Origin of the sequence: Phormidium sp. FACHB-592 (genome assembly GCF_014695795.1) — a bacterium.
Lineage (GTDB): Bacteria > Cyanobacteriota > Cyanobacteriia > Leptolyngbyales > Leptolyngbyaceae > Stenomitos.
Genome location: NZ_JACJOZ010000023.1, coordinates 117,329 through 137,439, shown reverse-complemented (window position 1 = coordinate 137,439; position 20,111 = coordinate 117,329). Strand labels below are relative to the sequence as shown.

Sequence of the window (20,111 nt, the reverse complement as noted above, 5' to 3'; positions counted from 1 at the left end):
TCTTACTGCATAGGGAAGGGTCGAAGCCAGGCCTCTATGCTTTCAAACTGCCATCAAGTAGAAGGGCTAAATTAAGCACTATTTAGAGACCGGGTTTCGGTTGCGCTCAACCCGCCGACACACAAGACTAAGAGCATTGAGAAGTCGGCGCGAGCGCTCAGTCGAACGCATAGTTGAAATGCGTCTTATAAACAATTACGCCCAGCTACTTACTCAAAATTCCATTACTCAAAGTGCCGTTACTCGCTAGATACGTCAACAGTTTCAAACGTAAACCTCTTGCAAAACATCGATCGAACTCTGTTTGTACTGATGGCAAGTCTACCTTCGTCAAGGATCGGCTAACCATCTGCAAAACAAAACCGCCCCCTCACGGAAGCGGCTTTCTGAGACTATAGCGGAAACCAGGTTAACAACGGTTAGAACTCTTCAACCGTTAGCCAGTTTAGCGAAGAGTAGCTAGGAGCGTAGGCTGCCTGAAACGCTAGATTAGACGTTTCTTAAAGGCTCTCCTACTAACTAGCAGCCGCAGCGGGCATACCTACATCAGCAGCAGAACGTAGCAGCATAGCTAGCTGCCGATTTTTTGTTGCCCGATGATGGTTCATCGTCAATGCGCGTGCCTGATCCTCAAGGGAGCGTACCAATACTTTAATTGCAGTTACAGCCTGAGCGGGTGCTGCTTGCAGCGTTGGTTGCACTGTCTCTGGTTGCACCGTGTAACGAATACCACGATAGGTCAGCATTGTACCCGGAGCCACACTAGGGCTAGCGGATTCAGTTTGAGTAGATGGCGCGATCGAGTAAGCTGCACCCCGATAGGTAAGAAGGGCACCTAACGTTCTAGCCTTGGCAACGTTGTTTAAGCGATACTTAGCTCCGCGAGCTTGCAAAGAAGATGGATTAAAGTCGTAATCAACGCCGCGATAAGAGAGTTTCATATTCGCCTCCTAGATGTGTTGCGAGAGGCGCGTTCCTTCGGGATGACTCCCTACTTCCGTCCGGTTTCTGCTACTGAAAGGCTGTTCTCAAACCATGAAGTTTAATTGAGCAGAACTGATTTCAGAGCAAAACGCAAGATGAACGATTTACTTTTCTGTATCTAATCATACCGTTTTGAGCAAGGGTCGTCAATGTTTACAAAACTTCATTTTTAATTTTGCTTTGCTCGCTTTGTGCCTTGTAGCAGTAGTTTTCGGCTGTGCTTCTTGTAGTCCACGTTTCAAAACTGCTTTCAAAAATAATTAGGGTTACCAATTAATCTGTCATTGGCAGGTTTCCTCAACAAAACCACGCTGCTTAACATAGGAAAGACGATGATACTGGCGGTAAGCTACTGGGCGCACCGGCTTGTCGTAGAAGGATCGTGTGCCATGTCAGATTATGCCAATGCTGCCGCCGCATTGATTAAGGCGACAAGAGGACGAGAAGATGCCTTGGGTTTGCGCGACGAAACTAGTCGCTCTCGCTTTCTGCTCCATAAGCATCCGACTGCAAAAGTGATTGTCTTCTTTCATGGGTTTACTGCATCGCCGGAGCAATTTGTACCGATCGGTGAAGCGTTTTTTCAAGCTGGCTACAATGTCCTGATTCCACTGCTACCAGGGCATGGACAGGCAGGCGACTGGAGCGACGACAACCCACCACCGTTACCCATAACCCCACTGCTCTATCAAGACTTTGGGCAAAATTGGCTAGAAAAGGCTCAATCGCTGGGTGATCGTGTGCTTTTGGGCGGCTTATCAGGGGGCAGCACCCTCGCCGCGTGGCTAGCGCTAGAGCATCCCCAACAGGTCGATCGTGGTCTGCTGTTTGCTCCTTATCTAAGTGGTACAAATGCCTTTGTAGACTGGGTTGTGGAGCGCATGAACGTTTACTTTGAATGGAAGTCAGAACCTGGAGTTGTTAGCTTTGGCTATAAAGGCTTTCAGATGCCCGCGCTGCGTACCTTTCTAGCGATGGGGCAGGAGGTACTCGACCGCGCCAAAGTACAGCCCACTGCACCCTTGCTGCTGGTATCAAGTGCTAGCGATCGCGCCGTTGACAGTGCGGAACATCAGGCACTCTTTCAGTCTGCTCTCAAGTTACAGCCCCAATGCTGGTATCACTGCTTTGATCGCACGTTGGCGATTGGACACAATATGATGACCAGGGCAGAAGGTAATGAGCGTGCCGATCTGCCCATCGCGATCGCTAAAGCCTACGCCGAAAGCGACCTGACCTGGAAGGAAGTTACAACTCTAAGCGATCGACTACAGCAAGGAGAAACGCTGGAAGCGATCGCCGCTCAACTTAACCTAAGTCAACGCCTGCCGTCAGACCGTTCTGCACTACTAACGGCCCTTCAACTTATTGCTCAAACCCCTGAGGAACTTAAACCCCATAGGGATGAGGGATGAAGGTTAAAGGATGAGGGATGAGGACTAAAGGAGATAAATTTAGAGCATTTAGTGGTTCGCTTCTACAAGTGCCAGGTTGAGAACAACAGTGAGATTGGCGTAAGTCTTCTGCTCTCTTGTCGCCTTTTGCCTGAACTAGCTCATAGCAGTTGAAGAGAGCGTTAGGACAGACATCAACCTTGAAACTTCCTTTAAGCAAGGGCTTCTCCTCATCCTTTATCCTTTTGCTATATGGTTAAGCAAGCTTTATTGACGCATAAATTATGTCGCGCAAACGCTTTGTGATTGAAATGGGGATGGGAGTCGATCAGCACGGTCAGGAACCAACTGTAGCGGCGGCTCGTGCAGTACGAAATGCGATCGCTCACAATGCTCTCCCTGGTATCTGGGAAGTAGCTGGGCTAAGCGATCCTGACCAGATGATTGTCGACGTGCAGGTGGCAGTGCCGTATCCCGATCAGGTGCGCGAAGCAGAGGTGCTGGCAGTGCTACCCTTTGGACGTAAGACGCTCAAGGTAGAACCAGGCGGTATGGTAGTTCAGGGGCGTGCGATCGCGTCATTGAATGACAAAAACGACGAAATGCTAGTTGCTGTCGCCTCAGTAACGGTCTGGATTGAAACGCCGGAGGAACGGTAAAAGGCAGAGGGCAGAAGGTAGAAGAGCAGGGAAACAAAGCAAAACTCAAACTTTTAGCCTTCATCCTTTAAGCGATCGCTGCCTGTGCAAAGGCGATCAATCAGTTCCAGCAATGACTTGTAATTGGTAATGGGTTTGGCGCAGAGTGCATCGGCTTGCGATCGCTCCAGCAAGGTCTGGCGCTCATCCATCATGGCGTAGGCAGTGACTAAAATAATCGGTAGATGGGCAGTGAGGGGATGGTTTTTCAGGACGTGCGCTAAGTCAGCACCGCTGACAGCCTGCCCTTCCCACTCGGCTCCGGGTAAATTGACATCCATCAGCACAATATCAACGGGCTGCGATTGACAGCGCATAACGATGTCGGCTGGATCATCGCTAATGGTGACTTGATGTCCCCCCAATCGCTGGATCAATTTGGCAGTTCCTTTTGCCAGCAGGATATCATCATCAACCAGAAGCACGTTCCAACTAGACATCGCTTTTCCCATTGTTTGGCTATAGTCAGTAGCCGTACATCATTCAAGACATTCTCTGTAGCCTACCTTGCTAGGGACGACAGCTAGAGGGTGCATAAAATACTTTACGCCCAGCGCCCTGTCCACCTTGTCTGACCGTCAGCCGTCAGCCATGAAAGAGATTTTCATTTAAGCTTTTTGGTGTTCCCTCCTGTCACACCAAGTGACAAATCGCTGTGCCAACGGTTTAGCTTGGTTAAAGCGGGCGATCGGGCAACGTAAAGGTAATCGTTGTACCCTTTCCTTTCCCAGGACTATGGAGCCAAATCTGCCCGTTTAGCAGTTCCACCAAGCGCTTGCAAATTGTTAGACCCAAGCCAGTGCCACCATAGCGCCGTTTAATCGAGCCATCTGCCTGCACAAAGGGTTCAAACAGTGAGTTAGCATCTTCACGATCAATGCCAATGCCCGTATCGGTAACAGCAAACTCAATCACTGACTGCGGTGACTGGTTTATCGTTTGGATGCATCGTTTCACACAAAGACGCACCTCGCCTGCATTGGTAAACTTAAACGCATTTGCCAGCAGATTTGTCAAAACCTGCCTTAATTTGACCAGATCGGCTCGAACATACTCAACCTGACAATCAATTAGCAGCGGAATGCCTTTTTGGCGGCTCTCTGGTTTGAAAAGACGTTCTTGGTGCTGTAAAAGCTCTCGCAGATTGACAGTTTCCCACTGGATATACATTCTCCCTGCTTCAATCTTGGCAATATCAAGAATGTCATTAATGATATCAACTAAATTTTCTGCCGAATGGTAAGCGACATTGATGTATTCTTGCAGTTCTTCTTCGTTGTCATACAAGCCTTCTTTAAGTAGCTCAAGATAGTTCAGCGTGGAGGCAAGGGGAGTGCGTAGCTCGTGACTAGTGGAGGAAAGAAAATCTGACTTGAGGCGGCTAGCTTCTTCTGCTGATGTGCGTGCGACGTTGAGTTCACGGTTTCGCATTTCTACGAGGATGCGCTGCTCTCGCTCACAACGGTAGAGCCGATTTTGCATGATTGCCATGGCTAAATGAGTGCCCAGCGATCGCACCAGTTCGATTTCGCCCGTTGCCCATGGCTGCGCTTGGTGCTGCTTGAGTTCTTGCCAAACTTCAAACGATTCTCGTACTCGTTGGTTGCGTTCATCCGAGTCAAATCTGCCAGCCCAGAGAATATTGGTATCTATTTCATTGCGAAAGAGGGTTAAGCATCCCAGTGGCAACTCGCCATAGCGCAGCGGCATGACTAAGAGACCACGAATCTGTGTCTCACTAAAAGCAGGCAAAACTGTTTCTAATAAAGGCTCCTGGTAGATATCGGTTACTGCCTGCGGCTGATCGTCACCGGAGTTTTTTACAGCCGTCCAATCCTGGTTGTGATTAGTTAAACTTGACTCCGTCAGTTCAGCAGCAAGGCGTTCTGTTTGGTGGTTCGGTTGTGTGTCAGAGACCAAGAGTTGCTGCCAGAAGGGTGTCGTCTCTAACAGTTGTTCGCAATTGGCGCTCTCTGGCTGTGGTCCTGTTATATAAAGCTGGGAGATTGCATCTGCCTCATTGGCTGCTACATAAAGGCGACCCGCTACACACCCATTGACTTTAACAGCCTGCTCCAAAACAAGCTGTAGCACTTCGTAGCTTGGCATGGGCGAGTGCAGCAGGGTAGAAATTTGGTTGATGACGGCTTCGCGGCTGGCTTTAGCACGAGTGTTGGTCAACAGCTGAGATTGCGCGATCGCGATCGAGACATGATCTGCCACCAGTTGCACAGTCTGGAGCCGTTTTTCGGAGAAACGCTTTGGGGTTGCATGATGTGACACTAGCAGCCCCCAAAGATCCTGACGGTGAAAAATTGGGATTACCAGTGATGACTGCACGCCCATTGCTGTCAGGTACTCGACGTGGCAGGGATCAACCGGACGAGACAGAATATCTTCGAGCGGAAAGTTGTGGACATCATCTACTGTAAGGTCGCCCGTTGTACGTGGTTGCTCTAAACGGCTAAGTGTAATGCGCTGCGACGGAATATCAATGATGGAACGCTGCCGTGCCTTGATAAACAGCTCACGTGCGTGGGGCGGAATGTCACCCGCTGGAAAGTGCAAGCCTAGCAGAGAGGGTAAGCGGTCTGGTCGCGTTGCTTCGGCAATGACTTGCCCCGTTCCGTCAGCCTGAAACCGATAGATCTTGACGCGATCGGTGCCCAAGAACGACTGCACTTCCGCCACTGTCGCCGCGAGAATCTCTTGCAACTCCAACGTTTGCCGAATGCGATTCGTCATTCGGTTTAGCAAATTGCCTTGAGTTAAGCCATGAGCCACTACCGCTTGTCTACGCTCAACCATAAACTTTTTTAAGAAAGACTTACTAGAAGCGCGTTGTATACGTACGAAACGAATGCAACTCAAGACAGTCCACACGCGCTTACAGGGGCTGCCTTCATTAGCTGTTGCTTATATAAAGACTGTTGGTCAGAAAAATCCGTGAAATAACGGAATGATTGCGATCGCCACCTTTAGCTTATGGAGAAAACAACGATTTCAGCGACGCGAAATCTACTGAATCTTCAGCTTAATCTCTTTAGCTTAATCCGAATGGTCAGTAGCAATTACCGCAGTAGCGCGCTCCAAGTCCCTGTACCGACAACACCATCAGGGGCAAGTTTAAAGCGACGTTGTGCAGCTTTTACGGCTGCTAACGTTTCGGCACCAAAGACTCCATCAGCAGTGCCTTTGAGAACACCTAACGATCGTAGCCGTTCCTGCAGCGCAACCACTGCTGAACCCTTCATGCCTTGTCTCAAAACTGGCAACGTCACAGTCTCAGGGGTAGATGTACTGGGAGTGGCTGTATTTGCTGGTGCTGGGCGCGTTCGAGCAGGTTTATTGGGCTTGGGGGCTGGGGTGCTAGATGCAGGGTTTACAGCGGGTCGAGGGCTGGCAGCAGGAGTCACACTAGCGGGTGCAGGGCTAACGCCTGAAGGCGTTGGGAAGGAGGCTGCTCCGCTGGTTGCTGGCAATGGCGAGACGTTAGCGGCAGTTGGAGTTGGGGCAATACGGGCAGCACCTGCTGTCTCCACTGCGTCTGGAAAGAGCCGATTCCATGTTGCTGACCCCGTAATACCATCTGCATTTAAGCCAGCGGCTTGTTGAAACTGAGAAACAGCCGAAACAGTACTCTGCCCATAAACTCCATCGACTGTGCCACTGTAATAGCCCAACAGTTTCAGGGCTGCTTGCAGCTCGGTCACTTCAGAGCCACGGCTACCAGGTTTCAAGGTCGAACGCAGCAGTGTGGTTCCAGACACTTCAGGCGTGGTGACACCCGTTGTCTGGCTTACGGTGATTTGACTTGAGGTTAGCTGGCTTAACGCAGTTGCTGACGTAAGGGAAACCAGGGCAACGGTTAGCCAGCTCATGCTAAGCAGGCTTAACGTCGCTCGACGTACCAGCCAAAAATTAATTGTTTGAGTCTTAGCTGCATACGCTCTTACATCACTACCCATTACTGGAGTCCTTTATATAGCAGTTAAGTCGATCGCGGTTTGGTAAGAAGCCACAGAAGCCACGCCTAGTGAAAGACAGCCTCTACCGTCCTTCTAGAAAACAGAGGCAGCGACAGTCAGACGTTACACAAAGTAATTTTTCATATCCAGGTATTTCAAAAGAAGACGCTAATCGTAGCGGTTTCATTCCAGTAAATTAACCCTAGAGCTACTATAGGTGAGACAGGATTAATGCAACGAGAAAATTTCTTAAATCTCTTTACTGATTTGATGAACACGTGACAGGAGCGATCGACGATCGATGCGCTATTCACTATTAAGCCGCTTTCAGGGTACTTTTTGGGCAGCGGCGTTGGGGCATGAGTTGGGAGCGTATAGTCGATCGCGGCAAGCTATCGCCAAAAACAGAACAGAGGGCTCAGAGGTGGTACGGCTGGCTGCTAACCCTACTAACTGGCATCCTGGTCTTGGGCGAGAAAATGCTTCATCCAGTCAGCCATCGTTAGGCGGCAGAATGGCAATTAGTTGTGCCCGTTCCCTGGTTAATCCTGGCGGTTGGCATGAGCATGCGCTGGCAGCGATCAGCAAAGAGTTTGCCATCAGTGCACCTGAAACGAGTGTTGCAACGGGAATTCGATCGGGTGTGCTGCCTGAAACGATCGCGGCAGAATTGGCGATCGCCACACTCCCCGTTGCCCTGTTCTTTCATGACGACCAAAACAGACAGCAACAACGCCTGCTACAAACGGTTAAGCTTTGGCGTTGCTTACCAGACGTAGAGGCTGGGCTGCTGGCAGTTGGGTATGCGATCGCACAAGCGCTGCAAGACTGTCTGGAACCACAAACGCTGCTGCCTCAAATCATTACTTATCTTAAACAGAGTACTGTCAGCCAATCTACTTCCTTACCAGAGTTGATTGGCACACTGGAACAAACTCAAACCCTTGTGAAACAGGGTGCTGGACTCTACACTGCGATCAATCAAATACAGGTGAGGCAGCAGACAGGTAACGAGGCGATCGCACTTGCTTTTTACTGCTTTCTCAGCACGCCTTGCGATTTGCGGTTGGCGCTTCTACGAGCGGCACGTTGCGGCGAAGCTGCTCCAGTGATAGCTGCGTTAACAGGTGCCCTTGGGGGAGCTTATCAGGGTAGCAGCGGACTACCGTTGGCGTGGCTGGCTACCGACTCTCAGTTGTGGGGCATAACAAATACAGCGTTGCACGAATTAGCAGCCCATTTGTTTGCTGCTTGGTCGGGTGTTTACGCTCCAGCAGGGCGAATGGCTGTCGCTGCGATCGCTGCGCCTGGTGTCATTCGTCCTCGTTAGAAGGGCAATCATGGGTAAGTTCTTTGTTGGTGGGTAAAGGGATGAAGGGATAGCTTGCTTTCTGAAGGAGCAGTCGATCGCACCTCTCAGGTCAAGCTCCCAACGCAAATCGAAAGGTGCAACGACTTTCTATAATGAAAGGGCTATGCTAACTGTTCTCGTTCAGTCCCGTGATCCATTCAGGAGTCGCTGCCATCAACGGGGCGATGGTGTGCTGTTATGAAACTGCTTCAGCGACTGACGCAGCCGTTAGAGACTCAGGGGCTTCGTGCAAGGCAGCTGTGGACGAAATGGGAAACGCAGCTACATCAAATCACTGACCAGCATCTAAGGCAGCATTCACTTTTGCCCGTGGCGCGATCGCCCCACCCATCGTCCGGGCAGTCAAAGTCAGGGCAGTCAAACGGTTCGTCTGGGCAACCAAATGGGCATGTGATTAGGAACGTTTCTTCTGGTACTGCATCTCGCTCTTCGTTGCTGGTAGCTGCAACAGTCCTTGTTATTACTAGCGCGATCGGTCATCGGTTCTATAACGCGCCGAAGCTTGATGTTGGTAAAGCGGCACCCCAAACCATTGTTGCTCCTGCCTCAGCCACGGTTGAAGATGCCAAAGCAACAGAGGAAAAGCGCAAGGTCGCTCGTAGAGAAGCAACGTCTGTGTTGATGTTGGATCAAGCCATCAATCAAAAGATTGAGCAAGCAATTCAGCAGCAGCTTAACCAGGCAAATGAACTAAGACAACTAGCAGGGGGCTTTCCCTTTGCTAAAACCGCAACGCTGTCTAACTCTGTGCAAACCTACCTGCGAAAAGCATCGGCGCAGGATTGGTCTGAGGTCGTTATGGCTGTGAACCAGGCAACTCGCCCAAGGAAGCGAGCCTCACAAGAACTAAAGCCGACGGCACTAGACGCAAATCAGCAGAAAGCGTTTGCCGAACTGCGATCGCATCGCCGCGCCGTATCTGCTGCTGACTACATCGCTTTGGTGGACACAATTAATGAGGCGCGATCGCAATATCAGGCTGCGCTTAAATCACTGCCTAAATTAGTGCTTCCAGAAACAACACCTGTTTTTGATGCCTCGCTGCTTGATCTGAGCAACTCAGAATGGCGGCGGCTGCAAACCCGCCTTCTGCAGGCGGTTGATCGTATTTTGGCTCAAGGCATCCCTTCAGGGCTACCGCAGCCTCTTTTGGCTGAAGCAGTAAGACTTCAGGTGACGGACTGGGTGCCAACAGGGACAGAGACGATCGCCACAAACCTTTTGCTAGCATCGCTCCAGCCTAACCTGGTACATGATGAAACCCAAACTCGCCTAAGCGCCGAACGAGCCGCACAGGATGTGAAGCCAGAGATAGTGACAATCAAGCAGGGTGAGGCGATCGTCTATGCGGGTGAAAGTATTACAACGGCTGATTTTGCCTTGCTCGATCACTTCAAGCTCAGTCGTCGCGGTGTCGATTGGGTGGGACTAATTGGTTTTGGTGTTGTAGTCGGCGGTGCTGTTGGCATCTATTGGTTAGTTGAGCGTCGGTTTCATCCAGGGATGCGTCGTCGCGATCGCACCTTGATTGTGCTGCTCACGCTGAGTACGCCGTTGCTGGTGGCACTCAATGTCCCTTCAACGAATCTTTCGGCGATCGGTTTGTTAGTAGGTAGCTTCTATGGCTCACCTCTGGGCATTGCTGTTGCTGCGCTCTTGGCATTTTGTCTGCCGTTGGGCACTGTACTGCCCTGGAGCCACCTACTTTCGAGTGCAGCAGGCGGCATCCTGTGTGGGTATATGGCAGGGCGGCTGCGATCGCGCGAAGAACTGGCTTTGCTAGGTGCGGCTGTTGGTGTCCTTCAAGGTGCTCTTTATCTCGCACTTAATGTTGTCTCAGGTGTAGGCATTTATACTCTCTTGGGTGCCACGGTAATTCATGGGCTGATTGGGCTTGCTTGGAGTATTGTCGCGATCGGGGTGAGTCCTTATCTAGAACAACTGTTTGATCTGGTCACCACCATTCGCTTGGTCGAACTGTCAAACCCCAATCGTCCCCTGCTTAAAAAACTCGCTGCCAAAACTCCTGGCACCTTTCAGCACACGCTGTTTGTCGCAACTCTGGCAGAAGCTGCCGCACGAGCACTGGGCTGCAATGTTGAGCTAGTGCGGACAGGTACGCTGTATCACGACATTGGTAAAATGCACGATCCGCTAGGCTTTATTGAAAACCAGATGGGCGGACCTAACAAACACGATTTAATCGACAATCCCTGGAAAAGTGCCGCAATTATCAAAAAGCACGTTACCGAAGGCATTGTGATGGCGCGGAAGTATCGCTTGCCCAAAGCCGTGCAGTCCTTTATCCCCGAACATCAAGGCACGATGCTGATTGCTTACTTCTACCATCAGGCGCAGCAGCGATCGCAGGAAGCAGTCGCACAAGGCAAACCTGCCCCAACTGTAAACGATGCTGATTTTCAATACGATGGACCTGCCCCTCGATCACGTGAGACAGGCGTTGTCATGCTGGCAGATTCGTGCGAAGCGGCGCTGCGATCGCTCAAAGATGCCACACCTAAAGAAGCGCTTGCCATGATCAACAAAATTCTTCGTGCGCGCTGGCAAGATCAACAACTAGCTAACTCCGGTCTGACCCGCGAGGATATGTCCAAAATTGCCACTGTCTTCGTGGAAGTCTGGCAGCAGTCTAACCATCAACGCATTGCTTATCCATCCAAGCCCATTAACATCCAGCCGTCAGCTAGTAAGGTTTAGGCTCACCCTTTGACACCACTACCGGATTCAGTGGGGACAATGTAGCGCTGCATAACGACAAAGAACAGCAGAATGGGCGCGATCGAAATAACAGAACCGGCTGCAATCAAGCGCCAGTCAAGCGAGAAGGTGCCTGCCAGTGTTGCTACCCCAAGCGGCAGCGTGTAGTATTCCGGTCGATCGAGCACGATCAATGGCCACAAAAAGTCGCTCCACGAGCCAATGAAAACAAAGATTGCCAGCGTCACCAGCGCCGGACGAATGGCGGGAATCATCACATACCACCAGATCCCGAGTTCTGAGCAGCCATCCATGCGACCCGCTTCCTCCAATTCTTTAGGGACACCTTGAAATGCCTGCCGCAGCAGGAAGATACCAAAAGCAGACGCGATCGCAGGAAAAATCACACCCAGATAGGTATTTCGTAACCCCAACTGCACCGCCAACACATACAGCGGAATCATTACAATCTGAAAGGGAATCATGATCGTGGTGACAATCAGCGTGAAGAAAACTTCGCGTCCCCGAAAGTTAAGCCTTGCCAGCGGATAAGCCGCCAGCGCACAGAAGAGCAGGTTTAAGCCGACGGTCAGCACTGCCACGAGCATACTGTTAAACAAGTAGCGCCCAAAAGGATTGGCATTCCAGACGGTGACAAAGTTTTGGAAGGTGGGCTGGCTAGGGAATAACTGCGGCGGAAACTGAAAAATATCTTCAGTGGGGGACTTAAGCGACGTGCTGATGAGCCATACCAGCGGGATGAGCATCACGATCGCGATCGCACCCAACAGCCCATAAAGCCAGACGTGTTGCCACCGTGAGCGCTGTTGCGTCATATCACTTCCTACTTTGTAGCGACTACTGCTAGATTCCAGGCAAACCGCTTTGTGAATGGTAAAGCTTTTAAGGCGCGATCAATGGTTTCGAGACGCTCATAGCTAGACTTCAAGCGATCGTGCTCCAGGATGATTTTTTTCCAGTAGCGTTCCTCGTTTGGGTTCACCTTTTCAATCAGGTAAAAGCGCAGAAAGATCCAGAGGCTTGCCAGCCAGAAGGTATCGTAGTGGGTTTCGGCAAAGCGCGATCGCACAAAATCAACAAGATTAATATCAAGTGGTGTTTCGTCCTCTGTCCGTACTTTTGTAGCAATGCGGCGATAGACGTTGATGACCGGATTGTGCTTCAGCGGGTCCCAAAAACAGGCTTTGCCGCCCGGTTTTAGAATGCGATGCATTTCCTGAATGGCAAGGCGAGGATCGGGAATGTGGTGCAGCAGATTCGAGGCATACACAATATCAAAGGTGTTGTCAGGGAAATCGATCGCCATCGCATTCACCACTCGCCCCTCGACTTCTACTTGATTGGCGGCAGCTAATTTAAGTGCCACATCCACCATTCCCGGTGAGTAGTCAGCCGCAACGCAGCGTGCCCCTTTCGTCGCAAAGTACACGCTGTTCTCGCCTGCGCCACAGCCTAAATCAAGTAGATATTTACCGTGCAAAGCGCCAAGCTGACTAAGAATGAAGCGGTTTTCGGGAGCGGTGCAGGCTTCAAAATAGTCCGCCACACAAATGCCATCTACGTCAATTACAGCCGCCCACTGATCGTGAAACTGCTGCTCTTTTTGGAGGATTTTGTCTTGCGTCATGGTCTATGTACGACAGCGATCGGCTAAGTTAACGATGTGACTACATCACGTTAGCAGGTAATCTATGCCGTCAACTGTGGCGGCTGCGATCCGGATTGCAGCACATCCTACTTGCCCAGCGCAATTTCTCATGTTCTGACATTTCTAAAAACAGACAACTACGGGTTGATGCGTTCGGTGTAGCCTGCTTTCACCCAACCTTCACGACCACTCTCTTCCAATCTCACCCGCTGCCATTCTCCATCAGAGCTATCCTCTAGCACTGTAATGCGTGTATTGACAGCCACACCACCGATACGAGCCGAATCTTGACTGGCGCTTTCCCGCAAGTTTAACCCTTGTGAAAGCGTAATGCGGGCACGGTAGCCCGCCGCTTCAGTAGGTTGGGGTGAGGGTGAAGGGGTGACGCTAGGCTTTGGCGAGGATTTTGTGGCAGGTTTAGCTGCTGCTGTCGGTTGCAGCTTTGCTTTGGCACCAGGATTATCATTTGGAAAGGTCGGTTTAGGCGGTGGTGCTGTGAACTGAGCGATGACGTGCTGGGCAGCAAAAAAGCACCCGCTGACAATTAGGGCGATCGCCAGCAAAACGCCACTCAACAACTTCGTTAAATTCCCCCAACTCATAGCCTTCCTCAGAACTACCATGCTGCAGAATTGTAGCGTTTGTTAGTCGGGTTGATGCATTTGTCGCTGAATACGGTTGCTCAGGCTACTGTGCCGTGATGCAAGGCGTGCTTTTCCTGCTGCTGCCCACTCTTGCAAGAATTGAATTTGTTCTTGAGCGGTACGAGCAAGCGGCACAATCTGGCTGGCAGCTTCTAAAACATCTTCGGTGGTGAAGTCTCGGTTCTGGCTAAAGCCCAGGTGCATTGCCTCAATGAGCGTCTGTTCAATTTCTGCCCCCGAGAAATCAGGGGTTTCATACGCGAGACGCTCCATGTCATAGGCTTTTAAGTTAGGAAGCCGCAGCCGCGACAGATGCACTGCAAAAATCTCCTGCCGTTCTTCCTGGCTGGGCAAGCCGACAAAAAAGATCTCGTCAAACCGTCCTTTTCGCAGCATCTCGGCGGGTAAAGATTGAATGTTGTTTGCAGTAGCAACTACAAAAACAGGCGTAGTCTTTTCGGCAAGCCAGGTGATGAAGGTGCCAAACACACGACTGGTCGTGCCAGCATCACCTCTGCCATCGACCCCAGCAAACGCTTTGTCAATTTCATCAATCCATAGAATGCATGGCGCAAGCGCTTCTGCTAACTGAATCATTTGGCGAGTGCGAGACTCCGATTCACCAACCAAGCCAGCAAACAACCGCCCAACATCTAAACGCAGAAGCGGTAAGTGCCAGTGATGGGCGATCGCCTTCGCGGTTAAGGACTTGCCCGTACCCTGAATGCCAACCAGTAGTAGCCCTCTGGGATGAGGCAAGCCATACTGTCGCGCCCGTTCAGAAAAGGCACCTCCGCGACGTAGCAGCCAATCTTTCAAGTTATCCAAACCACCAATGTCAGAAATGTTGGCAGTAGTGGGATAAAAATCGAGGATTTGGGTTTGGCGAATGGTCTGCCGCTTTTCTTCTAAAATCAGCTCTACATCTTCAGGGCGAAGTTCGCCGTGGGTTGCGATCGCCTTTGCTAGCACGCGCCGAATCCGCTCCATTGACAAGCCCTGGCAGGAACGCACTAACTCATCCAAAACACGATTCTCGAGCGATCGTCCAGTTGCTGCAAGTAGACGCTCAACCTCAACTTGAATTTCAGCAGGGGCAGGTAGTGGAAACTCTAGAACTGTCAGCACTTCGCTGAGTTCATCAGGGATCGTCAGTTGGGACGATAGAATCACAATGTTCTTGGGCTGTGACTTCAGCAACCGTGCCAAGTTACGCAACTTGCGCGAAATTGCCACATCTTCAAGAAAGCGGTGAAAGTCTCGTAGAACAAAAACTGCTGCCGCTGTTGCTGGAAGTTTCTCGACAAATTCTAGTGCTTGCAATGGGTTGCGCTTACCAAAGCCAGCATCGTTAGGATTGCCCTGATAGCCATCCACAAAATCCCAAATGTAGACAGCGCGATTGCCCTGCTGCTTAGCAGAGTGAGCAATCGCAACCTCCAGCCGCTCTTCTTCGCGAGTGGGGATATAAATCAGCGGATACCGTGCCCGCAGCAACAACTCAAATTCATCGCTGAAGCTCATGACAGACCCACTAAACAATGCCAATTAAAATGCCAATTAAACAGGGTACCAACCTGCTTTAACTTAACGCGTTTACTTTGTTAATTGCGAAGTTGATTTTTAAGCGATTCTAGAGGAGCCCAGCGGCGATCGAGCGATGGCGCAGGTGCATTAGTGCCTGACAACTCTATGCCTGTACAGGCTTGGTCACATAGCTGCCGCTGTGGAAGTTCCAGGCACAACTGTTCGTAAAGCCAGGTTGCGGGTTCAAAGTAACCTTTGGGCGGCAAGGTCTCAACCAGATCCTCCGGATCGATATCTTGGTCAAGTGGCAATACTTCAGCTAAGTCAGCGGTTTCATCCAGCCAGATCAGTTCAGAGGGCGCGATCGACAGCCGGTAATTGTATTGTTGCAAGCAGCGATGGCACACAAGAGTCACAATCGTCTCTGCATTTGCAGACACCTCAAGGTAGTTTCCCTGATGCGTCACTCTAAGCTGCCCTTGTACTGGAGTAAGAGTTTCTAACCCCGGAATTGCTTCACTAAAGTCAATCACCTCAGTCTGTTGCGGCGCTTTTGTCAACTGTGGAATGTAAATAGCGTCCATCTGTTTTACTCCCTTCTCTCAACGCGGTTTTCCACGGAGTCAGTTAGCGCTGTCTTTACCAACGCAAAACTGTATGTTTTTCTCAGCTTCTTGGAACCACAGGTAGCGATCGCGCCACACTAGCTTTGCAAGGGGCGAATCACTAGCCTCCGATCAGGTTCCTGTCCACGACTGAAGGTTTCCAGATCTCCGTACTCCTTCAGCATCGTGTGCACCTGACGACGTTCAGCCGATGAAAGTGACTTAAGTTCAAACTCTTCACCGCTTTCCCGCACGTCAACCGCTGCTTGTTCAGCAAGGGCTTTAAGTTCAGCATAGCGACGCAGTCGATAACCTGCCAACTCAACTGTAAAAGCCTGCTGCTGCTCACGCTCCTGACTCAAGTTCAAAATAGCATTCGTCAAATACTGAATCGAATCCAGTACAGAGCCACCGGCTCCCGTAAGAATTTGTATCTGTTCGGGCAGCAGCGTTGCCTCATTAATAGTCAGCCAGCAACTCTCCTCAGCAAAGTTTGCATTCATTTCGGCTGTAACATCTGAGCTAAGACCAGACAGACGCAAGAGGGTTTCTAACCATTGCTGTCCACGCTGCATTTGATCAACATCCACTGGCAGCACCTCAAGCTTCTTTTTCAGACGGTTCTGCTGTTGGCAAAACGTCTTCGCTCTCATCAACTGCGGCACTCTTGAATTCTACCGTTGACTCAGAGTGAGCGGTCTTTGGCTCAGAACGATTGACTTTAGATGCTGTACTTACCTTCTCAGGAATCACTTCAACCTTAACGTCTTTCGACTTCGCCTCTCTAACTTTAGGTTCCTTGGTCTTAGAATCTTTCGCCTTGGCTTTTGGCTCCGAACCCTTCTTAGAAGGCTTAGCTTCAGCGTCTTTCTTCGTTCGACCTGGTTCAAACGGTAGAACAGCTGCTTTACTTTCGATCGCCTTTTCCTCAGCCTCTACTAGCTTTTGGATCTCTTCGGGCAGCGGTTCGCGAGACAGAATGAAGGTCTGAGCTGTTTGAAAAACGTTGGCGATCGTCATGTACATCAGCACCCCAGCAGGCAAGGGGAACCAGAAGAACATACCTGAGAACAGGACAGGCGTAATCTTGTTGATGGTTTCTTGCTGCGGGTTAGCGTTGGCACTCTTGCCCTGACCCGAAAGCAACTGGTTGACATAGAGACTGAGACCGAAGAACACGATCATGCCCACAATGTCCCAATGGATGACACCATCCGGATCGATCGCGCCAACCCGCCCAAGCTTGTCGATAAACAGAAAGCCCTTATTGGCTGCCAAACCTGGAACAAGACTCTTAATCGTCACATCACCTGGCTGTAAAGCTTCGATCGTGCCATCGTCGTTCAGCTTGACTCGTTCAGCACCGCTTGCTACTTCAAAACGAGGCGATAGTTTCGTGTCAGGATATTCTTCCAAAAGCGACTGTAACGACTTGCCTTCAACCGTTTGAAAGTCTACTTTTGTTTTTTCACCAACAGCTAGTTTGTTACCACCTGGGAGTACAGCTGTGATTGGTGCATGAACGCCATCAGAAACATAAATATTTTGTGGCGCAGTTGCAAAAGCCTGAGGCTGAATTTGCTCAACCTGCTCTTTCGGCAAAATCTGGAGGTTGATGGAGTAAGGCACATCTGAGAAGGGTGATCCTCGCAGTGTGGCAAACAGAGCAAACAGAATGGGCATTTGAAACAGGAGTGGCAGGCATCCAGCTAGTGGATTGCCAAACTCCTTCATGACCTTGCCCATTTCCTCTTGCTGTTTCGCAGGATCATCCTTGTAGCGATCGCGGATTTCCTGCTGGCGCTTCTGCATCACAGGCTGAACGACCTTCATGCGGCGCATACTTCGGATTGAGCCAGCACTTAATGGATAGAGTGCAAAGCGAATAACCAGCGTCAGAGAGACAATAGCTAATCCGTAGCTTGGAACGATCCCGTAGAAAAAATCCAGGATCGGCAGCATTATATTGTTGGAAATAAACCCAATACCAAAGTCCATGCGCCGAATGTAGCCTCTCGTACGTTGTGCAGTTTGAATTTCAAGTGTAGCTAATCTTAGCCAGCATACCTATAGGCAGATGCAAGAAACGCTAGCGCCCGCTGGATACCATACCAACTGACACGATCGCCTCCTGCACTAGCTCTTGCTACCTAGCGCCCCACTTGCAGCCTGAGCTCTGGGTGTTAGCTTCTCGTTGATGTAATCGTACGTCGCTCGAAAGTTAGGCATTGAGCGTAGTTCGATACGGCTACCATCTTTCAGCGTCAGCACCATATCGCCCCACAGCCCCAAGCCCCGAGGAACCGTTACTACTTTGGCAATTTCAGAATAGATGATGTCTGCGCGATCGCGTCCCATCCAGCCGCCAATTACAGAAATCCGCCGACTGGTAATGCGATAGCGCAGCCAAAAAGCTCTCACGATGGAACCAACCGTAAGTGGCAAGCAAATCACCGTAAAGCCCAAAAGTAAGTTGAAAATGAGATCTCCTACATGAGGACCGCCCTCGTAGTAGATATCTTCGCTAATCCCCATCGCATACCTCAGCGTTTATCAGCAACTGCTCTAATTCTTGCAGAAATTGTCGATAATCGCACTGTGTTGCTTCTGGCTGGACGAGCACAACGATATCCCACCCAACTGGAAACTTCCACAACAACGAGCGTGCTGCTACCTTTAACCAGCGCTTTAGGCGGTTACGTACTACAGCGCGCTTGCTCACTTTGAGGCTAATCGAGATCCCTACTCGCGTAGGTGTTGCCGAAGCAGTCTCAGGCGTTGGACGCGTAGAAATACTGCCTAATAAGGATTTCTCGCTATGCAGTTGTTGCAATGCAAGTAATGTCAGATGCCTACTCTTCCGCCGAATACCTCTGCGATAAACAGCATTAAAGTCCTGTCTAGACCGGAGACGATTTACTTTGGATAGCGCCACGTCCTAGACCCCAGAATAATGGGATTAGGCAGCAGCTAGACGAATGCGCCCTTTTGTTCTGCGTGCTTTGATAACGCGTCGCCCAGTTGCAGTACGCATACGAGCGCGGAAACCAGAGGTACGTTTGCGTTTGCGACTGGTGCCGCCTAAAGTCCGTTTTGTCATGGTTGATATTTCCCCAAGTTCCCAGCAGAGGCTCTCAAAGCCACAGCTTTCGATTGTACCACCGCTTTAGTAAGCTGAAGCACATTCGTCATGATTCAGGTCTAAGTTAGCGATCGTCAATCAGCCGTGATGCTACGTTGAGCCATGTTGAGAGTCTTACTGATTGCCGATCGAAATCACCCAGGTGCCTAGATAACGCAAAAGAGGAGTATCGCCGGGTGAAAGCACCTGACAGTTGAAGTAGTAAACGCCAGCGTCTGGGTTACGCACGTTGGCAAGCTGAATTTCGACACTACTGCCAGCGGGCACGGGGTCAGTTGGGAAAATCTCAATGAAGTTGTTTTCCTTATTCCAGTTCACCTCTTGTAGCGGCACCGCTTTGTTTTTGACAATCACTTCTACATCTTTTGGATCAAATTCCCCTTCAAAGTAATCGGGATAGGCGATCGAAAATTGAGCCACTGCCAGCTTCATTTTCTTAGCAGGAAGTCTTAAACGGTAGCGCTCACCGGCAACATTGGCTCTGCCACCAAAGTCTAAACGGTAGTTCAGGTTGTCTTCACCTTTGACACCGCCAAAAATAGTGAGACCTGGTAACCCCTGAGCAAAACTAAGCAGTGGAAGCCCTGCCACTAATACGCCTGCGATCGCAAGCCCAGACAGAGAACGTTTAACAAAGGATCTAGAAAACATAAGCGGATTACTCAAGTGGCAGAGATTTGGTTAACAGTTCGCTAATCTTCGCGCTAAGTAGACTCTATCAGGATTGATGAGTGAATGACTCATGCGCGTACTCGCTCAGACGACTCAAGACCAGCATTAAGGTCGTCAGTCCTACGCTAAGAGTATGTATCTATAAGCACAGGTCAAGCAGCTAGACGATGATGACGGCTAAAAGTGCCCTGCCAGGAACGCACCTCGCCTTGCAGTCGTTTGCAACCGTTTATGCTCACAATTAGCTTATGCTTGCAATTTGTTTGGTCAAGCACCTTTAGCGCTCTGCTTCGTCCTGAATGTAGCCTTGCATCACGAATGAAACCATACGGTTGTCAATGAAACTATACGGTTGTCAGCTACTTCTTTGGGATAAATGAGCTTCAAAAGAAATCCTCTAGCAGCAAAAATCTTATCTATTAGTGCTTAATCTATAAGTGACAATCATAAGACAAGTTAAAAAACCAACTGCGCTTTTGAGAATTAACGTAGGATACAGGGTTAGTGCGATCGTTTAGGGTGAGCGCTTGAGTGCTTTGGCGTTGCCGGGTGCATTGGTAAAATCAGGTGCGCTAGCAACATCTGTGCTGCCAAAGGTCTGTGCTGCCAAAACTGGTGTGCAAAAGTGATACTCAACGGCTGAACGCTTTGGGAGTGGATGCACCCCGGTGGCAGTTTCACAGCTTTTCTGCTGCTGAAGCAATGATCAAAACCACTC

Annotated in this window: 19 protein-coding genes, 1 pseudogene and 1 riboswitch; of the genes and pseudogenes, 4 read left to right on the top strand and 16 right to left on the bottom strand. The window is 50.3% G+C overall.

Going from position 1 to position 20,111, the window contains the following annotated elements; translation table 11 throughout:
* Positions 1-515 precede the first annotated feature (515 nt).
* The gene (locus H6F86_RS05175; protein ID WP_190447034.1) at positions 516-941 is read right to left on the bottom strand and encodes a DUF4278 domain-containing protein; all 426 of its coding nucleotides are present in this window, start codon (positions 939-941) and stop codon (positions 516-518) included.
* Positions 942-967: 26 nt separating this feature from the next.
* Positions 968-1,088, bottom strand: a riboswitch (Glutamine riboswitch).
* Positions 1,089-1,373: 285 nt separating this feature from the next.
* Between H6F86_RS05175 and H6F86_RS05170 the strand changes: the two genes are divergently transcribed.
* Positions 1,374-2,399, top strand: a complete 1,026-nt coding sequence (locus H6F86_RS05170) for an alpha/beta fold hydrolase (protein ID WP_190447033.1) — start codon at positions 1,374-1,376, stop codon at positions 2,397-2,399.
* 263 nt (positions 2,400-2,662) lie between these two features.
* On the top strand, positions 2,663-3,037 hold the full coding sequence (locus tag H6F86_RS05165; protein WP_190447032.1) for a Lin0512 family protein: 375 nt from the start codon (positions 2,663-2,665) through the stop codon (positions 3,035-3,037).
* A gap of 53 nt (positions 3,038-3,090) precedes the next feature.
* Here the strand turns inward: H6F86_RS05165 and H6F86_RS05160 are convergent, their stop codons facing one another.
* The 3 genes from H6F86_RS05160 to H6F86_RS32060 all read right to left on the bottom strand — a co-directional run bounded on the left by H6F86_RS05160 (position 3,091) and on the right by H6F86_RS32060 (position 7,044).
* Positions 3,091-3,516, bottom strand: a complete 426-nt coding sequence (locus H6F86_RS05160) for a response regulator (protein WP_190447031.1) — start codon at positions 3,514-3,516, stop codon at positions 3,091-3,093.
* 235 nt (positions 3,517-3,751) lie between these two features.
* A complete protein-coding gene (locus H6F86_RS05155) occupies positions 3,752-5,884 on the bottom strand; it encodes an ATP-binding protein (RefSeq protein ID WP_190447030.1) in 2,133 nt (710 codons plus the stop codon).
* A 263-nt stretch (positions 5,885-6,147) separates the two neighbouring features.
* Positions 6,148-7,044, bottom strand: a complete 897-nt coding sequence (locus H6F86_RS32060; protein WP_242033363.1) for a peptidoglycan-binding domain-containing protein — start codon at positions 7,042-7,044, stop codon at positions 6,148-6,150.
* A gap of 301 nt (positions 7,045-7,345) precedes the next feature.
* Here H6F86_RS32060 and H6F86_RS05140 point away from each other — a divergent pair, with 301 nt between their 5' ends.
* Together H6F86_RS05140 and H6F86_RS05135 are read left to right on the top strand one after the other, a co-directional pair.
* The gene (locus H6F86_RS05140) at positions 7,346-8,374 is read left to right on the top strand and encodes an ADP-ribosylglycohydrolase family protein (RefSeq protein WP_190447029.1); all 1,029 of its coding nucleotides are present in this window, start codon (positions 7,346-7,348) and stop codon (positions 8,372-8,374) included.
* Positions 8,375-8,593: 219 nt separating this feature from the next.
* Positions 8,594-11,134, top strand: coding sequence for an HDIG domain-containing metalloprotein (locus H6F86_RS05135; protein WP_190447028.1), 2,541 nt, complete (start codon positions 8,594-8,596; stop codon positions 11,132-11,134).
* Between the two features lie 2 nt (positions 11,135-11,136).
* Here H6F86_RS05135 and H6F86_RS05130 read toward each other — a convergent pair whose 3' ends face one another.
* The 12 genes and pseudogenes from H6F86_RS05130 to H6F86_RS05075 all read right to left on the bottom strand — a co-directional run bounded on the left by H6F86_RS05130 (position 11,137) and on the right by H6F86_RS05075 (position 20,096).
* Positions 11,137-11,970, bottom strand: coding sequence for a carbohydrate ABC transporter permease (locus H6F86_RS05130; RefSeq protein ID WP_190447027.1), 834 nt, complete (start codon positions 11,968-11,970; stop codon positions 11,137-11,139).
* Positions 11,971-11,978: 8 nt separating this feature from the next.
* On the bottom strand, positions 11,979-12,782 hold the full coding sequence (locus H6F86_RS05125) for a class I SAM-dependent methyltransferase (protein ID WP_190447026.1): 804 nt from the start codon (positions 12,780-12,782) through the stop codon (positions 11,979-11,981).
* A 158-nt stretch (positions 12,783-12,940) separates the two neighbouring features.
* On the bottom strand, positions 12,941-13,405 hold the full coding sequence (locus H6F86_RS05120) for an SH3 domain-containing protein (RefSeq protein ID WP_190447025.1): 465 nt from the start codon (positions 13,403-13,405) through the stop codon (positions 12,941-12,943).
* A gap of 42 nt (positions 13,406-13,447) precedes the next feature.
* A complete protein-coding gene (locus H6F86_RS05115; RefSeq protein WP_190447024.1) occupies positions 13,448-14,971 on the bottom strand; it encodes an AAA family ATPase in 1,524 nt (507 codons plus the stop codon).
* A gap of 80 nt (positions 14,972-15,051) precedes the next feature.
* On the bottom strand, positions 15,052-15,558 hold the full coding sequence (locus H6F86_RS05110) for a YceD family protein (RefSeq protein ID WP_190447023.1): 507 nt from the start codon (positions 15,556-15,558) through the stop codon (positions 15,052-15,054).
* 119 nt (positions 15,559-15,677) lie between these two features.
* Positions 15,678-16,169: a R3H domain-containing nucleic acid-binding protein gene (locus H6F86_RS05105; protein WP_347240086.1), complete on the bottom strand. Its 492-nt coding sequence runs from the start codon at positions 16,167-16,169 to the stop codon at positions 15,678-15,680.
* A 271-nt stretch (positions 16,170-16,440) separates the two neighbouring features.
* Positions 16,441-17,577, bottom strand: a pseudogene (yidC, locus tag H6F86_RS05100) (membrane protein insertase YidC); the annotation flags it as partial.
* Between the two features lie 138 nt (positions 17,578-17,715).
* Positions 17,716-18,114, bottom strand: a complete 399-nt coding sequence (locus H6F86_RS05095) for a PH domain-containing protein (RefSeq protein WP_190447021.1) — start codon at positions 18,112-18,114, stop codon at positions 17,716-17,718.
* The gene (gene rnpA / locus H6F86_RS05090) at positions 18,104-18,514 is read right to left on the bottom strand and encodes a ribonuclease P protein component (RefSeq protein WP_190447020.1); all 411 of its coding nucleotides are present in this window, start codon (positions 18,512-18,514) and stop codon (positions 18,104-18,106) included. Before rnpA ends, H6F86_RS05095 begins: the two co-directional genes overlap by 11 nt.
* Before the next feature lie 24 nt (positions 18,515-18,538).
* Positions 18,539-18,679, bottom strand: a complete 141-nt coding sequence (rpmH, locus tag H6F86_RS05085) for a 50S ribosomal protein L34 (RefSeq protein WP_190447019.1) — start codon at positions 18,677-18,679, stop codon at positions 18,539-18,541.
* A gap of 156 nt (positions 18,680-18,835) precedes the next feature.
* Complete coding sequence (locus tag H6F86_RS05080) at positions 18,836-19,372, bottom strand: DUF2808 domain-containing protein (RefSeq protein WP_190447018.1); 537 nt, start codon at positions 19,370-19,372, stop codon at positions 18,836-18,838.
* Between the two features lie 535 nt (positions 19,373-19,907).
* Positions 19,908-20,096, bottom strand: coding sequence for a hypothetical protein (locus H6F86_RS05075; RefSeq protein ID WP_190447017.1), 189 nt, complete (start codon positions 20,094-20,096; stop codon positions 19,908-19,910).
* Positions 20,097-20,111: the final 15 nt, after the last annotated feature.